The organism is Halorarum sp. SLYT50 (genome assembly GCF_059821265.1).
In genome coordinates, this window is record NZ_CM187555.1 from 2,003,291 (window position 1) to 2,020,217 (window position 16,927).

General features: G+C 69.7%; 18 protein-coding genes and 1 tRNA gene. 10 read left to right on the top strand and 9 right to left on the bottom strand.

Annotation, left to right across the window (positions count from 1 at the left end; all coding sequences use genetic code 11):
* Window positions 1–170 precede the first annotated feature (170 nt).
* The 3 genes from AC6RUA_RS10540 to artA all read left to right on the top strand — a co-directional run bounded on the left by AC6RUA_RS10540 (window position 171) and on the right by artA (window position 3,908).
* Complete coding sequence (locus AC6RUA_RS10540) at window positions 171–2,642, top strand: DUF7827 domain-containing protein (RefSeq protein WP_499812971.1); 2,472 nt, start codon at window positions 171–173, stop codon at window positions 2,640–2,642.
* A complete protein-coding gene (locus AC6RUA_RS10545) occupies window positions 2,602–2,736 on the top strand; it encodes a PGF-CTERM sorting domain-containing protein (protein WP_499812972.1) in 135 nt (44 codons plus the stop codon). Before AC6RUA_RS10540 ends, AC6RUA_RS10545 begins: the two co-directional genes overlap by 41 nt.
* A 149-nt stretch (window positions 2,737–2,885) precedes the next feature.
* Entirely contained in the window at window positions 2,886–3,908 is a 1,023-nt protein-coding gene (artA, locus tag AC6RUA_RS10550) for an archaeosortase A (RefSeq protein ID WP_499812973.1), read from the top strand.
* A 65-nt stretch (window positions 3,909–3,973) separates the two neighbouring features.
* Here the strand turns inward: artA and dph5 are convergent, their stop codons facing one another.
* The 3 genes from dph5 to AC6RUA_RS10565 form a co-directional block, all read right to left on the bottom strand.
* A complete protein-coding gene (dph5, locus tag AC6RUA_RS10555) occupies window positions 3,974–4,783 on the bottom strand; it encodes a diphthine synthase (protein ID WP_499812974.1) in 810 nt (269 codons plus the stop codon).
* A 69-nt stretch (window positions 4,784–4,852) separates the two neighbouring features.
* Complete coding sequence (locus tag AC6RUA_RS10560) at window positions 4,853–5,362, bottom strand: DUF7965 family protein (RefSeq protein WP_499812975.1); 510 nt, start codon at window positions 5,360–5,362, stop codon at window positions 4,853–4,855.
* A complete protein-coding gene (locus AC6RUA_RS10565; protein WP_499812976.1) occupies window positions 5,355–5,786 on the bottom strand; it encodes a hypothetical protein in 432 nt (143 codons plus the stop codon). The genes AC6RUA_RS10560 and AC6RUA_RS10565 overlap by 8 nt, the downstream gene beginning before the upstream one ends.
* Window positions 5,787–6,629: 843 nt before the next feature.
* Between AC6RUA_RS10565 and AC6RUA_RS10570 the strand changes: the two genes are divergently transcribed.
* Complete coding sequence (locus tag AC6RUA_RS10570) at window positions 6,630–7,598, top strand: NAD-dependent epimerase/dehydratase family protein (protein ID WP_499812977.1); 969 nt, start codon at window positions 6,630–6,632, stop codon at window positions 7,596–7,598.
* A 199-nt stretch (window positions 7,599–7,797) separates the two neighbouring features.
* Here the strand turns inward: AC6RUA_RS10570 and AC6RUA_RS10575 are convergent, their stop codons facing one another.
* The 6 genes from AC6RUA_RS10575 to btuC form a co-directional block, all read right to left on the bottom strand.
* Entirely contained in the window at window positions 7,798–8,196 is a 399-nt protein-coding gene (locus tag AC6RUA_RS10575) for a HalOD1 output domain-containing protein (RefSeq protein WP_499812978.1), read from the bottom strand.
* Window positions 8,177–8,671, bottom strand: a complete 495-nt coding sequence (locus tag AC6RUA_RS10580) for a DUF7344 domain-containing protein (RefSeq protein ID WP_499812979.1) — start codon at window positions 8,669–8,671, stop codon at window positions 8,177–8,179. The genes AC6RUA_RS10575 and AC6RUA_RS10580 overlap by 20 nt, the downstream gene beginning before the upstream one ends.
* 209 nt (window positions 8,672–8,880) lie before the next feature.
* Window positions 8,881–8,953: transfer RNA gene (locus tag AC6RUA_RS10585), tRNA-Thr, on the bottom strand.
* Between the two features lie 84 nt (window positions 8,954–9,037).
* Window positions 9,038–10,021, bottom strand: a complete 984-nt coding sequence (locus AC6RUA_RS10590; protein ID WP_499812980.1) for a class I SAM-dependent methyltransferase — start codon at window positions 10,019–10,021, stop codon at window positions 9,038–9,040.
* Window positions 10,022–10,069: 48 nt separating this feature from the next.
* The gene (locus AC6RUA_RS10595; protein WP_499812981.1) at window positions 10,070–10,897 is read right to left on the bottom strand and encodes a heme ABC transporter ATP-binding protein; all 828 of its coding nucleotides are present in this window, start codon (window positions 10,895–10,897) and stop codon (window positions 10,070–10,072) included.
* Window positions 10,897–11,997 carry a vitamin B12 ABC transporter permease BtuC gene (btuC, locus tag AC6RUA_RS10600; protein WP_499812982.1) on the bottom strand — a complete coding sequence of 367 codons (1,101 nt, stop codon included), beginning with the start codon at window positions 11,995–11,997 and terminating at the stop codon, window positions 10,897–10,899. Before btuC ends, AC6RUA_RS10595 begins: the two co-directional genes overlap by 1 nt.
* A gap of 59 nt (window positions 11,998–12,056) precedes the next feature.
* Here btuC and AC6RUA_RS10605 point away from each other — a divergent pair, with 59 nt between their 5' ends.
* From AC6RUA_RS10605 to gatB, 6 genes are all read left to right on the top strand, one after another.
* Entirely contained in the window at window positions 12,057–13,310 is a 1,254-nt protein-coding gene (locus tag AC6RUA_RS10605; protein WP_499812983.1) for a PGF-CTERM-anchored ABC transporter substrate-binding protein, read from the top strand.
* A 66-nt stretch (window positions 13,311–13,376) separates the two neighbouring features.
* The gene (locus tag AC6RUA_RS10610; RefSeq protein WP_499812984.1) at window positions 13,377–13,787 is read left to right on the top strand and encodes an SHOCT domain-containing protein; all 411 of its coding nucleotides are present in this window, start codon (window positions 13,377–13,379) and stop codon (window positions 13,785–13,787) included.
* Window positions 13,788–14,144: 357 nt separating this feature from the next.
* Complete coding sequence (locus AC6RUA_RS10615; RefSeq protein ID WP_499812985.1) at window positions 14,145–14,447, top strand: hypothetical protein; 303 nt, start codon at window positions 14,145–14,147, stop codon at window positions 14,445–14,447.
* A 52-nt stretch (window positions 14,448–14,499) separates the two neighbouring features.
* Complete coding sequence (srp19, locus tag AC6RUA_RS10620) at window positions 14,500–14,781, top strand: signal recognition particle subunit SRP19 (protein ID WP_499812986.1); 282 nt, start codon at window positions 14,500–14,502, stop codon at window positions 14,779–14,781.
* 12 nt (window positions 14,782–14,793) lie between these two features.
* The gene (locus AC6RUA_RS10625) at window positions 14,794–15,024 is read left to right on the top strand and encodes an H/ACA ribonucleoprotein complex subunit GAR1 (protein ID WP_499812987.1); all 231 of its coding nucleotides are present in this window, start codon (window positions 14,794–14,796) and stop codon (window positions 15,022–15,024) included.
* Between the two features lie 343 nt (window positions 15,025–15,367).
* A complete protein-coding gene (gene gatB, locus AC6RUA_RS10630) occupies window positions 15,368–16,885 on the top strand; it encodes an Asp-tRNA(Asn)/Glu-tRNA(Gln) amidotransferase subunit GatB (RefSeq protein WP_499812988.1) in 1,518 nt (505 codons plus the stop codon).
* The last annotated feature ends 42 nt before the right edge of the window (window positions 16,886–16,927 follow it).

Genomic DNA, 16,927 nt, shown 5'->3' on the forward strand with positions numbered 1-16,927 from the left:
TGGCTCGATACACGCTTCACCACAAGACATTTATAACGAGCGATGTTGGTGTTCACCGTACCCCTACCCATGGTGACAGCAGTTAGTACCCCTCGCCGAGTCCGCTTCGCGGGCGTTCTGGCTCAGGCTTGGAAGAAGACCCTCGTCGCCGATTGCGGTTCCAACCAACCATGACAGGAAACTCAGACAAGATCCGCGCGGTCGTTCTCTCCGCGCTGCTGGTGCTGTCCGTGTTCGCGGGCGCCGTGGCCTTCACCGGGTCCGCGGCCGCCGTCTCGGGCGCATCCATCAGCCTCGGAAACACCGTCGCGGGTGAGACCACAACGTACACCTACACGGGTACGTTTGAAGAGACCGGCCAGGCAAACACCATCAACCTCACGTTCAACGGTTCGGACGTCGACGATGTCACGGCAAGTGACGTGACCTTTACCGGCGCCGCAACCGTGAACAACGTCTCCACGTCGGGTGAGACCGTTTCAATCGGTCTCAGCAGCCTCGGTGACGTTTCGGGCGACTTCAGCGTCGAAATTGCCGGCGTTCAGAACCCGACCGAAGCGGGCACCTACGAGGCGTCCATTCGCACGGTCGACTACAACTACAACACCAACACGCGTGTTGAGGTAGTCGAGAACGGCACGGCCAACTTCACCGTGTACACGGCGAACAACACGCTGCTGTTCGCCGGTCAGGAAGTCGTCTACAACACGAACGACGACGACGACGGCACGGGCGACTACGTCCTCCGCGAGGGGACGCCCGGCGAGGACGACGAGGGTCCGGTCCGGACGCTCAACGTCGGTGACGACGGACTCATCTCCATCGACTCCGGCAGCCTCGACACCGGCAGCTACTACATCACGAACCAGGGTTCCGCCCGCTCTGACCTCTCGTTCGAGGTCATCGTGCAGGACTTCAGCGCCGAGTTCGACGAGGACTCCGTCGGTAACCTCGGCTCGGACGCCGAGACGTTCGTCGAGTTCTCCTCAGACAACCGCGCGAACGAGTTCGACGTCTACGTGTCGGACGCTGACGAGGAACTCGACGACGACGAACTCCTCGACATCTTCAACAACTCCGTCGACGCTGACGTCGACGACGACGACGACATCGACGACGACGACGGTGTCCGCCTCGACAACGTCGAGGACGGCACCGAAGCCGACGTCGACTTCGACGACATCGACGCGGGTGAGTACAACTTCACCTTCGAAGTCGTCGACACGGAAGTCCAGGACAGCGACTCCATCGAAGTGACCGAGAGCGACGAGGGCGAACTCGCCTTCAACCAGTCCACCATCGAGGAGGAGCAGGGTGACGTCGCGACCATCAACGTCTCCTTCATCGGCGCCACCACGGAGGGGAACATGGTCATCGGTGACTTCGAAGAGTCCGGTTACCAGGCGAACATCACCCTCGAGGACGGCAACGACGACGGCTACGTCGAGGTCGAGTTCAACACGTACACCGCCGGTCTGTCCGGTGAGAACGTGACCATCGTCGAGGCCAACGACAGCGACGACACGGCCGAGCTCGTCAACAAGGGCGACGATGTGCAGAACATCGGTAGCCTCCTCGACACGACCGACGACGGCTACCAGATCGCAGTCCAGCAGGGTGGCGACGAGGAGTTCGCCGACACCCTCGACGACCCTGACGAGCTGGGTACGCTGTTCCTCAACGAGCGCAGCACGGACAACATCACCACGTGGACCGCGCCGACCGGCACGTTCGGTGACCTCGAGGACGAAGAGGAACTGACCGCACAGATCGAGGCCGGCGAACTCACCGAGGCCGACACGGTCGCCTTCGGTGACGTCGCGGTCTTCCAGGTCCAGGCGTCGGGTATCACTGGCGTCTTCGCGAACAGCAGCGACGACCTCGCGCTCCTCCAGGACGAGGAGGGTCTCTCGCTGATCATCGAGGAGGCCCAGGACCGGCCCAACCAGGACGAGCGGCAGATTGACCTGAGCAGTGCGAGCGACCTGCGCGTCGTCACGACCGACTCGAACCAGGTCTTCATCGTCGCCGACACTCCCTCCGACGGTCTGTCGTGGGAGAACGGTAACACGATCAGCGGCGACGAAGAGCTGACCGCGAACTTCACGGTCGCCGACGACCGCCTGCTCGACTCCGACGACGAGGACGACCACCAGTCGGTCGAGACCGACTTCACGCACGCCGAGCCCGAGGCCGAGTTCGACGAGGACCCGGTCACGGTCCCGGCGTCGGCCAACGCGACCATCTCGGGCACGACGAACGTCGCCCCCGGTAGCGAGATCACGGTCCGCGTGCAGAGCACGGACTCCGAGGCTCGCTTCATCAAGACGAACGAGAGCGTTCTCGTCCGTCCGGACGGCACGTTCGCCGCCGCCTTCGACTTCACCGAGGACGCGGCAGTCGGTGACCTGTTCGAGGCCACCATCCGCGGCTACGGTGGCGACGAGGTCACCGCCGACGGTGAGGTCGTAGAGAGCAACGAGACGACGACCGGCAACGAGACGACGGCCAACGAGACGACCACGGCCGAGGACCACGGCCGAGGAGACCACGGCCGAGGAGACCACGGCCGAGGAGACCACGGCCGAGGAGACCACGGCTATGGAAACCACGGCCGAGGAGACGACCGAGCCGTCCGGTGAGACGACGACCACGACGACGCCCGGCTTCACGAGCGTCCTCGCGGTCCTCGCGCTCATCGGCGCCGCGCTCGTCGCCGCTCGTCGCGACAACTAACGACGACCACGACTGACCGGCGATACCGGTCACTTTCCGCACCGAGCGGACCTTCTTTCGACGTACTTCACCGTTAGCGGTGGTGCTGATGCGCCTCCCACCGGTCGTGGACGACAAGGGCTTTACCGTCCCGATTCTTCGATACCTCCATGCAGCGCGCCCTCCTCAGCGTGGCGGACGTCGTTCTCGGCGCGCCGAACCTCTACTCCGACCTGTTCGCGTGGGTCGTAGTCGTGACGTTCCTCGCCGGCGCCGGCGTCGAGTGGGCCGCCAGAACGGGACGGCTCGGCGCGACTCACGAGCCGACAGCCCGCGCCATCATGGCCGGCGCGTGGGGCCTGTTCGCCGCGTTCTGGCTCTGGCTGTTCCCTCACTTCGCGTTCACGCAGAAGAGTTACGTCGAGGGAGTCCTCTCGCTCGTCGCCATCCCGGCCTGCCTGTACGCGGGCTGGCTGCTGTGGAACGGCCGCGACTCGCTGTTCGTCCTCTCGCGCGCCATCGGCGTTATGGGAGTCGTCTACCTCCCGTTCGAGACAATCCCGGCGTTCGTCCTCTTCGGCCTGGAGTTCCCGGCGCCACAGCGCGTGCTCATCCGGACGGTGACGGTCCAGACCGGCGTGCTCATCCGCCTGCTCGGGTACGACCCGACGCTCGTCGAGGGGCCGGTCCTCGGCTACGACAACGCGTTCCAGTTCACCACGGCCGGCGGCCACAAACTCCTCTTCGAAATCCTGCTGGCGTGTACCGGTCTCGGGAGCATCGCCATCTTCGCCGGCCTCATCGCGGCGGTCCGCGCGCCGCTCGACCGGAAGCTCCGTGCGCTCGCGGTGTCGGTGCCGGTCATCTGGTGTCTGAACCTGGTGCGGACCACGTTCATCGGCGTCACCTTCGGCAACCAGTACCTCCAGGTGTTCGTCGACGAGGTGCTGTTCCTCTTCGGGTCGTCCGACCCGTACATGGTGTCGTTCTTCGTCTCGGACCGCATCCTGAGCCAGGTGCTCGCCGTCGTCGCGCTCGTTGGCGTCACGTACCTCGTGGTCAGACAGCTCCCCGAGCTGCTGACCGTCGTCGAGGACGTCCTCTACCTGGTGACCGACGAGGAGTACGACCTCGCCGGCTCGCTCGACCTGCCGCGCGAGCCGCGGAGCGGGTCGGGGTCGGGCGGCGCGTAACCCGACCCTCGGCTCCGGGTCTCCCCGGCTCTTCCGCCTCCCTCTTCTCGCTCTCGTGGACCGTCTCACCGGTCCGGCAGCGCGTCGCTCGGACAGCCCGCGAGGTGTTCGAGCGCCTCGGCTTCGAGGTGGTGGAGTTCGCCCGGCACGACGAGCATGTGGAGCGGGTCGCCGAACGCCCGGTCCGCGAGCGCGGCCAGCGTGTCCGCGGCGACCACCGGGGCCGGGCTACCGGCGCGCGCGACGACGACGCCGAGCGCGTCCGGCTCCCAGTCGGCCGCGAGCATCCCGGCCGCCTCGTCGGCGGTCATGAACTCGTCCGGTTCGCCCGTCTGCGGCCCGGCCGGGGAGGAGCCGGCGACCTTGATGTCGAGGTAGACGAGCGTGTGGAGGCCGCGTTCCCGGTTCGCCTCGATACCGTCGAGGACGCTCGACGGGACGCCGTCCGCGCCGTGCGCGTACGGGAAGGGAAGCGTGACCGCCTTCCCGAACCGGTAGTTCTGCAGTCCCGTGAGCGAGGAGGCGGCCGACTGCGCCGTCACCCCGTGAATCACGCGCGTGTCGACGCCCCGCTCGGCGGCCCGGACTCTGAGGTCGACGTGGGTCGTCGATATCATCGTGTCGCCCGCCGTGAGGAACGCGACGTCGCTCCCCTCGGCCGCGTCGAGCATCGGCTCCGGGCGCTGTTCGACCCCGGTCCGGTCGCGCACCTCGATGTCGACGTCGTGGTACGCTTCGAGGTCCGCGACGCCCGCGCCGACGAGCCGACTGGTGTAGAACTCCGCAAAGACGCGGTCGGCCGCCCGGAGCGCGTCGCGGCCCTCGACGGTGACCGAGCGCTCGTCGTACAGGCCGAGGCCGATGAACGTGAGCATGCACGACGGTGCGGCGCGGCGGCGTTTCCCGGTTTCGCTCCGAGTCGGGGTGACGGTCCGGGCGGGGCCTCACTCCCCGCGGGGGACGAGCAGCGACGACGCGCGGTAGAGCGCGAGGTCGACGAGCGCGAACGCCGTGCCCACGACGCTCCCGACGACGGCGCCGGCGGCCGCGCCGAGCGTCAGGAGGAAGACGGACGCGGTGGCGTCGACCATGCCGGAGAGCGCGTTGACGGCCGCGACGACGAGCGCGATGCCGACGACGAATCCCATCCCGACGAGCGCGCCTCCGAGCGCGCCCCGGCCCAGCATCCGCCCGAGCGCGCCCTCGCGGCTCCGGCGCAGGCCGCCGGCGGCGAACACCCAGCGCGTCGCGAGGACAACGAGCGCCCAGAGGTACGCGAACAGCGCGACGCCGGGGAGCGTCCCGAACCCGGAGAGCGCGCCCTCAAGCGCGCCGCTCGTGTGACCAGCGACGAGGAGGAGGAGGCTGAAGCCGACGAGGTTGAACGTGGCGACGGTCCACGTCTCGGCGGTGGTGGCGCGCCTTCCGGGCTCGGACGGGGGGCGTTCACCCATGTGCGAGCACCTCCGCGAGCGCGACCACGACGAGGAACGCCGCCGCCGTCGCCGCGTAGATTCTCTCCACGCGGCGCCACCGCTTGCGGGAGACCCGCTCACCCGTTCGAAGGACCGCGAGGGTCCGAATCATCGACCCGGCGACGACGGCGAGGACGACGAGCAGTTTGACCGTGAGTATCGCTCCCCAGCGGGTGTCCGGGCCCGGAGCGCCGAGGGCACCGAGGTTGCCGACCCCCGTGACGACCATCACCCCCATCGCGCCCCAGAACGCGCACTCGAACCGAACGAGGGCCGGAGCGACCGCGTCGGCCGGAAGTCGAGTCGCGCGGAGCGCGTACCACGCTCCCGCGGGACCGGCGACGAGACCGACCATCCCGAGGAGGTGGACGAGGCGGACGAACAGGTGGAGGGCGTCTGTCATCACCCCGCCGGGTTCGTCGCTCGACGCAATAACGTACCGGTCGACCGGTTCGTGTGTCTCCGGTTGCGACGGTCGACGCACGCCCTCACACCGGTTCGCTTCCGGAACGGGAACAGACGTTGGCCCATTGCTCACGCCGGTGGCTCCAGCGGCGGTGTGACACGGGTTCGGCCGGGCGGCTCCGCTCCCGAGACGCCCCCCGGTTCGCATCGAGACGACGCCGCCGTCTCCACGACCGGTCTCCACCGTAGATACGCTTATTCTCCCAGCGGGAGTAGTTCTCTCGAGCCGGTCGCCGTTGAGCTACCCCGGTATGACACCCTGACCGGCTCACACTGGTCTCCCGCTCGTCGTCCGCTCGGGCGGGGCCGCATTTTTCGGGGCGGAACTCCGTCGTCCTTCCCCGTAGACACCGACTGCTCCGCGTCGGCCGTGTGTCGTCTCGGCGGAGCGACGCGCAGACTACTCCTCGCTCTCCGGCGTTCGAGTCGTTCCCCCGGCGCGTCCGGAGGGCCGGTGTCGGAGACCGTTGCCGATGGCGGACACCCGCCCAGAAAAGGGGCGGGCGTGCCCGGAGTCGTGCGTGACTCCCCCCTGTGGCGACCCCATCGTGACCCCACCGGGTCGCCATCCGTGACGACGAACTACCGAGTGAAAAGTGTACGCGCCCGTCTATCAATCGAAAAACACGGCTCGTATCTATAGCGCAAACAACTGGACTATTCTGGGTCGGACACTCCGAACTCGTACTGGCCCCTCTCGACTCCGGAGACGGCCCGCGGCCCCGTCGCTCCGGGGACGCCGGGGCGACAGCTACTCGTAATCGGCGACCCCGTATCCGGTGTGCGTATCACTGTCATCGGCGGAACCGGTCACATCGGAACGTACCTCGTCCCCCGACTGGTCGCCGCGGGCCACGACGTCGTCAACGTCAGCCGCGGGGAGCGGACGCCGTACCACGACGACGCGCGGTGGGACGACGTCGAGCACGTCGCCCTCGACCGGGAAGACGCGGAGGAGCGCGGCGCGTTCGGCGAGCGGGTGGTGGAGACGGAACCCGACGCGGTGGTCGACCTCATCTGCTTCGACGCCGAGAGCGCGCGGACGCTCGTCGAGGCGCTCCGCGGGGAGGTCCAACACCTGCTCCACTGCGGCACCGTCTGGGTGCACGGCCCGAGCGTCGCCGTGCCGACGACGGAGGACGAACCCCGCCGCCCGTTCGGCGACTACGGCGTGAAGAAGGCCGAGATCGAGCGCTACCTGCTCGACGAGGCGCGACGGAACGACTTCCCGGTCACCCTGCTCCACCCGGGGCACATCTCCGGGCCGGGCTGGGTCCCCATCAACCCGCAGGGGAACCTCGACACGACGGTGTTCGAGCGGCTGGCCGCCGGCGAGGAGGTCACCCTGCCGAACCTCGGGATGGAGACGCTCCACCACGTCCACGCGGACGACGTGGCGCAGGCGTTCGAGCGCGCGCTCGACAACTGGAACGCCGCGGTGGGCGAGAGCTTCCACGTGGTGTCGCCGAAGGCGCTCACGCTCCGCGGGTACGCGGAACACGTCGCCGACTGGTTCGGACGGGAGGCGGACCTGACGTACCTGGGGTGGGAGGAGTGGCGGGAGACGGTGTCCGAGGAGGACGCGCAGGCGACCGAGGACCACATCCGGCACAGTCCTAACTGTAGCATCGAGAAGGCGCGCGAGCGACTGGGGTACGAACCCCGGTACTCGTCGCTCCAGACGCTACGGGAGGCGGTGGACTGGTTGGTCGACGAGGGCGAAATCGAGGCGCCGGAGCCGACCGACTGAGTCGGTCGGAGGCGTTCGGACGTCCGGGGACGCGACAACGGTGAACGGGACGTCCTCGTCGCAACGGAGACCGCCGCGGTGGCTCGTGACTGTCCGCGTCACGGCGGCCCGGAACGGGACGGTCGAACGTTCAGCCCCGTCCGTCGAGCAGGGTCGGCCGCCTCCTCGGGGAGACTCGGAGGGGGGAGAACTCCCCGACCTACCGGGGTTCGTAGACGAATATCCAGCCGTCCGAGCGGAGTGCGACCCTGTAGTCGTTGTACGCGAACGTCATCATCCCGACTTCCTCTTCCTCCGCTTCCGGTGGGTAGCTGAAGAACGTCTCTTCGAGCGTCTCGGTGTCGAAGGCGTCGTACAAGGGCGGCATCTCGTGGTAGTCGAGTGAGTCGACGCCCTTCGTGTCCGCGACGGCGGAGACGAGCGCTGCGACGAACTCTCCGTCGTCCGTGGGGTCGTAGTGGGACTGGTGAACCTGTACCCACTTTTCGATGTCTACGTACTCGTCAGGGTTCCTACCGTTGACCTGCGTCGGAACGTCGTCGGGGGTCGTTTCGTCAGTCTCGGCTGAAGCACTATCGTCATTCGAGCCTGCTGGCATCGTCGTCTCCCGTATCGGTCTCGGTTTCTGTGGCGTCTCTCTGACGGGCGTGGTCTTCCTGCCGCTGGTCGAGTTCCGCGCCGGCACCGTCGAGGACGGCCTGCACCTGTTCGGTGTTCCGCGCGCGGACGATGACGTCCGCTCCCTGCTGGTACTCCACGATACCGAGGTCAGCGAGTTTGGGGACGTGCGAGTGGTAGAGTGACAGGTGGACCTGTCGGCGCTCTTCGCCGGTCACCTCGTCAGTCGGCTTGCCCTGTTCCCACGCGACGATTTTCGTCGCTAACTCGGGAAGCGTCTCTTCGTTACCCCCGTTGATGAGCGTGTAGAGGAGGTACCGCCGACGCGGGTGACCGAGCGCCGTGAACACCTCGTCCAGTTCGAGGACGGATACGGAGTCCGCCGCTCCCTCCGCCGTCGTCGAGCCTCCGTTGTCGAGGTGAGCCTCGTCCTCCTCGTCGGGTGGGTCGTCCATCGGGGGCGTTACTCGGTCCCGCTAAAAAAAAAGAACTTTCCATGTGATGCAGATATATGCTACTCGTCCGTAGGTCGTTACCTCGTACAGGCTACTCGTTATCGACACGTACGTTCGAGAACCCCACCCGGTTTCACGCTCCTCCGACGGGACTCGCCGAATCCGCTAACCTGCCTCGCGTCGACGAGCGAGACGCTGGGCGCGTAAGAAGCCGGTGGAGGGATTTGAACCCTCGGCCTATTCCTTACGAAGGAATCGCTCTGCCAGCTGAGCTACACCGGCGCGCACTCTCCCATTGCTCGAAGACGAAAATAAGGATTCCGGAACGTCCGCGCCGTGTCACACTCACACCCGGTCGAGTCCGCGTCAGGCCCGCGTCAGTCGGGCGTCGAGACAGACGTTCAGTTCGTGGGGCGCGTACGACCGGACGACCCGTTCCGTCTCCACGCGCACCTCGTACTCATCGCCCGCCGCTTCCCGTACCGCCGCCGTCGCCGGGCCGAACGGGTCGTCCTCGTGCTGGATGTCGTAGACGTGCAGGACGCAGTCCTCGCCCGCGAGCGACACCGCCGTGTCGAGGAACGCGGACGCGGAGTGCGGGAGGTTCATCACGACCCGGCCGGCCCAGTCCTCGTACTCCGCGGCCACCTCGCGCACGTCGCCCTCGACGGCGGTGACGCGCTCCGCCACCGCGTTCCGGCGGGCGTTCTCCCGGAGGTACTCGACGGCGCGGGGGTTCAGGTCGCACGCGACCACCTCGGCTCCCCGGGCGGCCATCGGGACGGCGAACGGCCCGACGCCGGCGAACATGTCGAACGCGCGCTCGCCCGCCTCGACCTGTTCGACCACGCGGTGGCGCTCCGTGGCGAGTCGCGGCGAGAAGTACACCTCGGCGATGTCGAGCAGGAACTCGTGGCCGTACTCGCGGTGGACCGTCTCGGTCCCGTCCCCGGCGAGCACCTCCCAGTCGCGCACGCGGTACTCGCCTCGTACCTTCGAGGCGCGGTTCACCACCGTCTCGCAGGGCACGTCCGACGCCATCACGGCGTCAGCGAGTTCCCGCGCCCGGTCGGGGTCGTCCTCGTCGACGATGATGACCCGTCCGAGTCGCTCGTACGTCGGTTCGTACCCCAGGATGTCGGCGGGCGTCCGGTGCTGGCGGCGCGGTTCGGCGTCGCGTTCGACCACCTCGTACTCCCCGGAGACGGCCGCGGCGTCCGTCACCGGCAGGTAGATGTCCCCGTCGACCACCGCTATCTCGCGGTCGCCCGCGAGTAGCCCCCGCTCCGCGAGCGCCTGTCGGGTCTCCTCGCCGCGCTCGACCGGCACGCGGACGCAGGGTACGCTCATGGCGCGGCGTCGGCCGCCCGCGGCGAAAGGGCTACCGGTTCGGGAGCCTCACCGGTCGCGCTCGTCGCGGGTGCGCCCGCTCCCGGTCGGGTCGTCCGCCGTCCCGTCCCGCGCTTCGAGCGCCGTCACGAGGGGTGAGCCGACGGCCGGGTCGCGGTTGAGCGCGGTCCGGACGCCGAACGCCTCCGCCAGCGCGTCGTCGCGCAACACGGTCTCCGGGTCGCCCTCCGCGCGGACCGTCCCGCCCGCGAGGAGCACGAGTCGGTCGCAGAAGCGCGCCGCGAGGTTCAGGTCGTGGATGGCCGCGAGCGCCGCCTTGCCGTCGGCCACCGCCTCGCGCACCAGCCGCAGGGTCCGGAGTTGGTGGTTGATGTCGAGGCTCGCGGTGGGTTCGTCGAGCAACAGCGCGGGCGTCGTCTGCGCGAGCGCGCGGGCGAACAGGACGCGCTGGCGCTCCCCGCCCGAGAGGGTGGTGACGCTCCGCTCCGCGAGGTCGGCGACGCCGGCGCGCTCCATCGCGTCGCGCACCGCCGCCGCGTCGGCGGCGTCGGTCCGCCCGAACCGGGAGACGTACGGCGTGCGGCCCATCTCGACGGCCGCCTCGACGCCGAACTCGAACGAGAACGCCGCCGACTGCGGGACGGTGGCGACGCGCCGGGCGACGGCGCGCCGGGTGAGGTCCGCCACCCGCTCGCCGTCGAGTTCGACCCACCCCCGCTCGGGGTCGAGCGTCCCGTTGAGCGCCCGCACCAGCGTCGTCTTGCCCGCTCCGTTCGGGCCGACCAGTCCCACGAGTTCGCCCGACTCGACCGACAGCGAGACGCCGTCGAGCACGCGCTCGCCGCCCAGCCGAACCCGGAGGTCGGCGGCGTCCATCACAGCTCGTACACCTCGCGCGTCCGGAGCAGGTAGAGGAAGAAGGGGGCGCCCGCCGCGGCGGTGACGATACCGACGGGCACCTCGACGGCGCCCGACCGCGCGAGCGTGTCAGCGGCGACGAGGAACGACCCGCCCGCGAGCGCGCTCGTCGGCAACAGGACTCGGTGGTCGGGACCGACCACGAGCCTGAGCGCGTGCGGGACCACGAGGCCGACGAACCCGATGACGCCCGAGACGGCGACGGCGGCGGCCGTGAGCACCGAGGAGACGGCCAGCAGGCCGCGCTTGCTCCGTTCGACGTTCACCCCGAGCGCGCCCGCGTCCGTCTCGCCGAGCAGGAGCACGTTCAGGTCGCGGGCGTACGCGAACAACACGACGACGAGCGGCGGGACGAGCAGCGCGACCCCGGCCACGTCGCCCCACGTCGCCCCGTCGAGGTGGCCGACGAGCCAGTACACAACCCGGCGCATCGACTCGCCCGAGCGCAACAGCATGAACGAGACGGCCGCGCCGAGCAGCGTCTGGACCGCCACCCCCGCGAGCAGCAGCGTCGCCACCGGCGTCCGTCCGTCGCGCGTGGCGACGAGGTAGACGCCGAACCCGGCCGCGAGCGCGCCGGCGAACGCCGCGCCCCGGAGCCCCAGTCCGAACGGGAGCGCGAGCGGCGTCACGATGGCGAACACCGCGCCGACGGCCGCGCCCGAGGAGACGCCGACGATGGAGGGGTCTGCCATCGGGTTCCGGAAGAACCCCTGCATCACGGTGCCGGCGCTCGCGAGCGCGATTCCGACGAACGCGCCGAGCAGGATGCGCGGGAGGCGCACCCGCACGACGATGGTCCGGTGGACGTCCGAGACGGGGAACGAGAACGGGTGGACGTACCGCAGGCGAAGCCCGCCACCGACTCCCGCCCGCGCGGCGTCGGTGGCGCCGGCGGCGTCCAGTCCCACGGGTACGGCCACGGCGTTCGCCATGGCGGCCGCCACCGCCCGCGCGGGCACCGCGACGGGGCCGACGCCGGCGCTGACCGTCACCACGACGACCAGCACGGCCGCGAGTACCGCCGAGTAGCCGGCGGCTCGGCCCCAGACGCGCATCGAGGTCAAGTGCAGTTGCTTTAGGTAAATACTTATTGTCTTCACCACTGGCTGTGAGCATGAGAGCACTCACGGCGGCGGCAGCGGCACTGCTCGTCCTCGCGGGCGTCGCGCCGGCGGCGGGCGCGGCGGTCGGACCGGGAGCGGTCGGCGCGTCCACCACGTCCGCGACCCCGGCGGCGGTCGGGACCGACGTCGGCTTCGACCCGGCGGACGGAGACAGGGCGGCGATACGGGAGGCGAACTGCTCGTTCCCCGTGTCGGCGACCGACGCGACCGGGACCGAGGTCACGCTGGAGGCGCGCCCGGAGCGCGTGACGACGCTCGCTCCGAGCGCGGCCCAGACCGTGTGGGAGATCGGCGGACGCGAGCAGGTCGTCGGCGTCTCCCACCACGCGTTCTACCTCGACGGCGCGGAGTCGCGCACGAACGTCTCGGCGGCCGGGTTCGGCCCGAGCGTGGAGGCGGTCGTCGGGACGGACCCGGACCTCGTCCTCGCGCCGAACGTCATCGGCGACGAGACGGTGGCGGCACTCCGCGACGCCGGGCTGACTGTGTACAAGGCCCGACCGGCGACGAGCGTCGCGGACGTGCGCGAGAAGACGACCCGTATCGGACGGCTCACGGGTAACTGCGCGGGCGCGGCCGAGGCGAACGCGTGGATGACGGCGACCGTCGAGGCGGCGGCGAACGCGACGGCCGACCTCGACCGGCCGACGGCGCTCTACCCGCTCGGCGGCGGCTACGTCGCCAACGAGGGCACGTACGTCTCGGCGCTGGTGCGCGCGGCCGGCGCGGAGAACGCCCTCGCCGAGGCGAACGTCACGGGCGCGTACCCGCAGGTCAGCGCCGAGGTCGTCCTCGAACTCGAACCGGAGTACCTCCTACTCACGAACGCGTCGACGTACCTCGTCGCCGAGGAGCCGTACGCGAGCACGCCCGCCGGTCGGGAGAACAGGACGGTGTCGGTCGACGCCAACTACCTGAACCAGCCCGCCCCGCGCTCGGTCGTGTACGCCGTGCGGAACCTCACGCGTGGGTTCCACCCCGACGCCGACGTCGCGTTCCCGAGTCGCGCTGACGTGAGCGTCGACGCGGGTACCGCCACCGCGACGGCCGCCGCCGGGACCGAGGCGTCGTCCGCGGCCACGACCGCCGCGGCGGAGACCGAGACGGACGCCGCGGCCGAGGCGACCACGGGCGCGGACGACGCCGCGACGGCCACCGGAACGGCGGTCGGTACCACCGAGAGCGCGGCGCCGGGGTTCGGGGTCGCGCCGGCGGTGCTCGCGCTCCTCGGGGCGCGCTGCTGACGCGGCGCGGGTGAGCGGGGAGCGGGCGACGCCCCGATTTATCCTCTCGCCGACCCTGTAGCCGGTATGGCCGCGACGCCACGCGGCAGGTTCCGCGAGAACGCGACCGAGATCGCGGGGACGGTGGTGACCGGCGTCTGGCTTGCCGCGCTGATCCTCGGGTACGACTGGTGGCTCGCCGCGCTCCTGTTCGGGTACGTCGTCGTCGTCCCGGTGGTCTCGTACCTGTTCGGCGACGGGGACGAGGCCGACGAGTGGTGGGACGACGCGCGGGGCGGCGACGACAGCGAGACGCGAGAGGCGACCGAACCGGCCGGGGGCGACGAACCGGACGCCCTTGAGACGCTCAGAGACCGGTACGCCCGGGGGGAACTCACGGACGAGCAGTTCGAGCGGAAACTCGACCGCCTGCTCGAGAACGAGACGCTCGAGGACGTCGAGGACCGCCGCCGCGAGCGGGAACGGGAACGCTCGTAGCGGACCGCGTAGCCCTCCTCCTCGCTCCCCGGCGGTCCCCCGCCGGCGGTGCCGAGCGGTCCGCTCGCGCCCGGCGCGGGCCCGGCACACTCCTCGGGCCGTCGATGCCGTCTCCGATCGGTCCTCGTCTCGCCTCAACCCGTCGCGGTAGAGGAGGACCCGACGAGTTCGACCCGGTATCTATCGAGGTGCCACTCCACTCCCATCCCGGCACTATAACGGTCCATCACGTCCGCAGACCGGTCGTTCACGATAGTATTAACTCATAATCGAGTAATATTTTTGTACCCCGGTCTCCTCCCTCTACTCGATGGACTGGAACTACTCTCCAAGCACCCTCTACACGGGAGGGGACCGATGATGTGGCAAGACCTGATCTTCCTCTGCGGCAGCGTCTTCTCGCTGGTCGTGTTGGTGCCGACGCTCCGCGACTCGATGGCGAACGTTCCGCTGGGGACGTCGCTCCCCTCGGCGACGCTCGGTGTCGTCTACGGGACGACGTTCCTCTCGCTGGGGATGACGATGTCGGCGGTGGGGTCGCTCCTGACCGGCCTGATGTGGAGCGTCATCGCGTTCCTCCGCTCGCCGCACCCGTTCGACCACCTGGTCGGCGGCGACGAGAACCCGACGCCCCGCGCGGCGCCCCCGAACGCCGACTGAACCGGTCGGCGGCGATAGCACCCTTTTTCCGCGCGGGCCGCGCGTCCCCGGTATGGTCGAGAACGTCCTCTGGCCCGCGTACTTCGACGCGGCGCTCTCGCGCGCCGAGGGACGGCGCGTCCCGCGGGAGATGGCGGTCGCGGAGCCGACGGTGGACGAGATCGCGAAGGCCGTCCAGCAGGTCGGCTACGACGCGAAGATAGAGCGCGACGTCACCTACTCCCGCGAGTACGACCCCCGCGGGCGCGTGCTCGTCTCGGGCACCGAGGGGACGGCGAAGAACGACCTCGTGCAGGCGGTCGGGGCGTACCTCGGCGTCCTCCGCGGGGACTGACGGGAGGACGTGATGAGGCGCGTCGGCGAGGTGGTCCGGACGGCGGGCGGACTGGCAGTCGTTCGGGTCCCGGAGGGGGACGACCCCGCGGACCTCGGCACCGAGGTACTCGACGAGTCGCTCTCGACGGTCGGTCGGGTGGTCGACGTGTTCGGCCCGGTCGCGCGGCCGTACGTGGCCGTCAGCCCGGTCGACCGCGCCGACCTCCCGGCGTTGCTCGGCGCGACGCTGTACGCGCGGTGAGCCCGCCCGCCGGCCCCGGACGTCGACTCCCGGCCCCACGGGACCCGTCGCTCGTGGCGCGTGCTGGCCACGGTGACGCCGTGTCTCCCCACCGCTCGCTCGCCGGCGTCCTCCCCGACCGACTCACCCCGCTCCCGTGGAGGGTTCTCCGGCGTCTTCTCCGACGCGTTCGGCCCGGCGTGGCCGGGGTTCACCCCCGTAGTCCGCGACGCCGTCGAGGCGTTCGCGCTGTTCGTCGCGCTCGGCGTGTTCCTGACGCAGTTCGAGTGCGCCGACGGGTCCGGCCCGGCTCGCGTGAACCGCTCCGTTAGCCTTTACCTCCGGCGTCTCGAAGCCCGCGCCAATGGCACGAGCAGCCGAGCGGGTCGACCTCGCGCCCGTCATCGGGCTGGAGGTCCACGTCCAACTCGAAACGGACACCAAGATCTTCTGCGGGTGTTCGACCGAGGCCGCCGAGGACGAGGCCCCCAACACGCGCGTCTGTCCCGTCTGTCTCGGACTCCCCGGTGCGCTCCCCGTCTTGAACGAGGCGGCCGTCGAGGCGGCCGTCAAGGTGGGGAAGGCGCTCGACGCGGACATCCCCGAGGAGACCCGGTTCCACCGGAAGAACTACTACTACCCCGACCTGCCGAAGAACTTCCAGATCACCCAGTACGACGCCCCGCTGTGTGCGGACGGCACGCTGGAGTTCTCCCACGAGGGCGAACGCCACGAGGTGCGCATCCGCCGCGCGCACCTGGAGGAGGACCCCGGGAGCCTCCGGCACGTCAGGGAGGGCACGGGGGACCTCGACGTGCGGACCACCTCCGTCGACCGGGCGGATTACTCGCTCGTCGACTACAACCGCGCGGGCACGCCGCTGATGGAGGTGGTGACGAGACCCGACTTCCGCGACCCCGGCGAGGTGCGCGCGTTCCTCGAGAAACTGGAGGAGGTGCTGGAGTACCTCGGCGTGTTCGACGCCTCGCGCGACGGGAGCCTCCGCATCGACGCCAACCTCTCGATGGTCGACGCCGACGAGTTCGACGCCGACGGTGCCGTCTCCGAGGCGGTGCTCGCGGACGCCAACCGGACGGAGGTGAAGAACATCTCCAGCCACCGCGGCGCGGAGGACGCGCTGAGCTACGAGCGGAGCAGGCAGGAGAACCTCATCCGGCGCGGGAAGGCGGTCGCACAGGAGACGCGCCACTTCAACGAGACGCACGGCAACACGGTGTCGATGCGCTCGAAGGAGGAGGAGAAGGACTACCGCTACTTCCGCGAGGCGGACCTGCCGCCGCTCCGCGTCTCGGGGTGGAAAGACGAGATAGCCATCCCGGAACTGCCCGACGCCCGGCGCGAGCGCTTCCGCGCGGAGTACGGCCTGGACGCCGAGTCGGCCGCGAAGCTCACCTCGCGGAAGTCGGTCGCCGACTTCTACGAGGAGGTGGCGGCCGAGTTCGACCCCGACCTCGCGGCGACGTGGGTGGCCGACAACCTCCTCGGGGAACTCAACTACCGCGACACCCCCATCGAGTCGGTCACCGGCCGCCTCGACGAGTTCAAGCGGCTGGTCGAACTCGTGGCCACCGACGAAGTCACGACCAAGAACGCCGAGGAGACCGTCCTCCGGACGATGCTCGACGAGGGGCTGGGTCCCGACGATATCATCGAGCGCGAGGGACTGGGGAAGGCCGACGACGACGCCGTGGCCACGGCCGTGCGCGAGGCCGTCGAGGAGAACCCCGACGCGGTCGAGGACTACCACGCCGGCGAGGGCGGCGCGCTCAACTTCCTCGTCGGGCAGGTGATGGCCAAGACGGGGGGGAGCGCCGACCCGGCGACGGTCAACGAGCGGCTCCGGGCGGAACTCGACGGGTAACCCCCTCTCCCCCCGACGCGCGTCGCCCCGGGCGACCCCCGG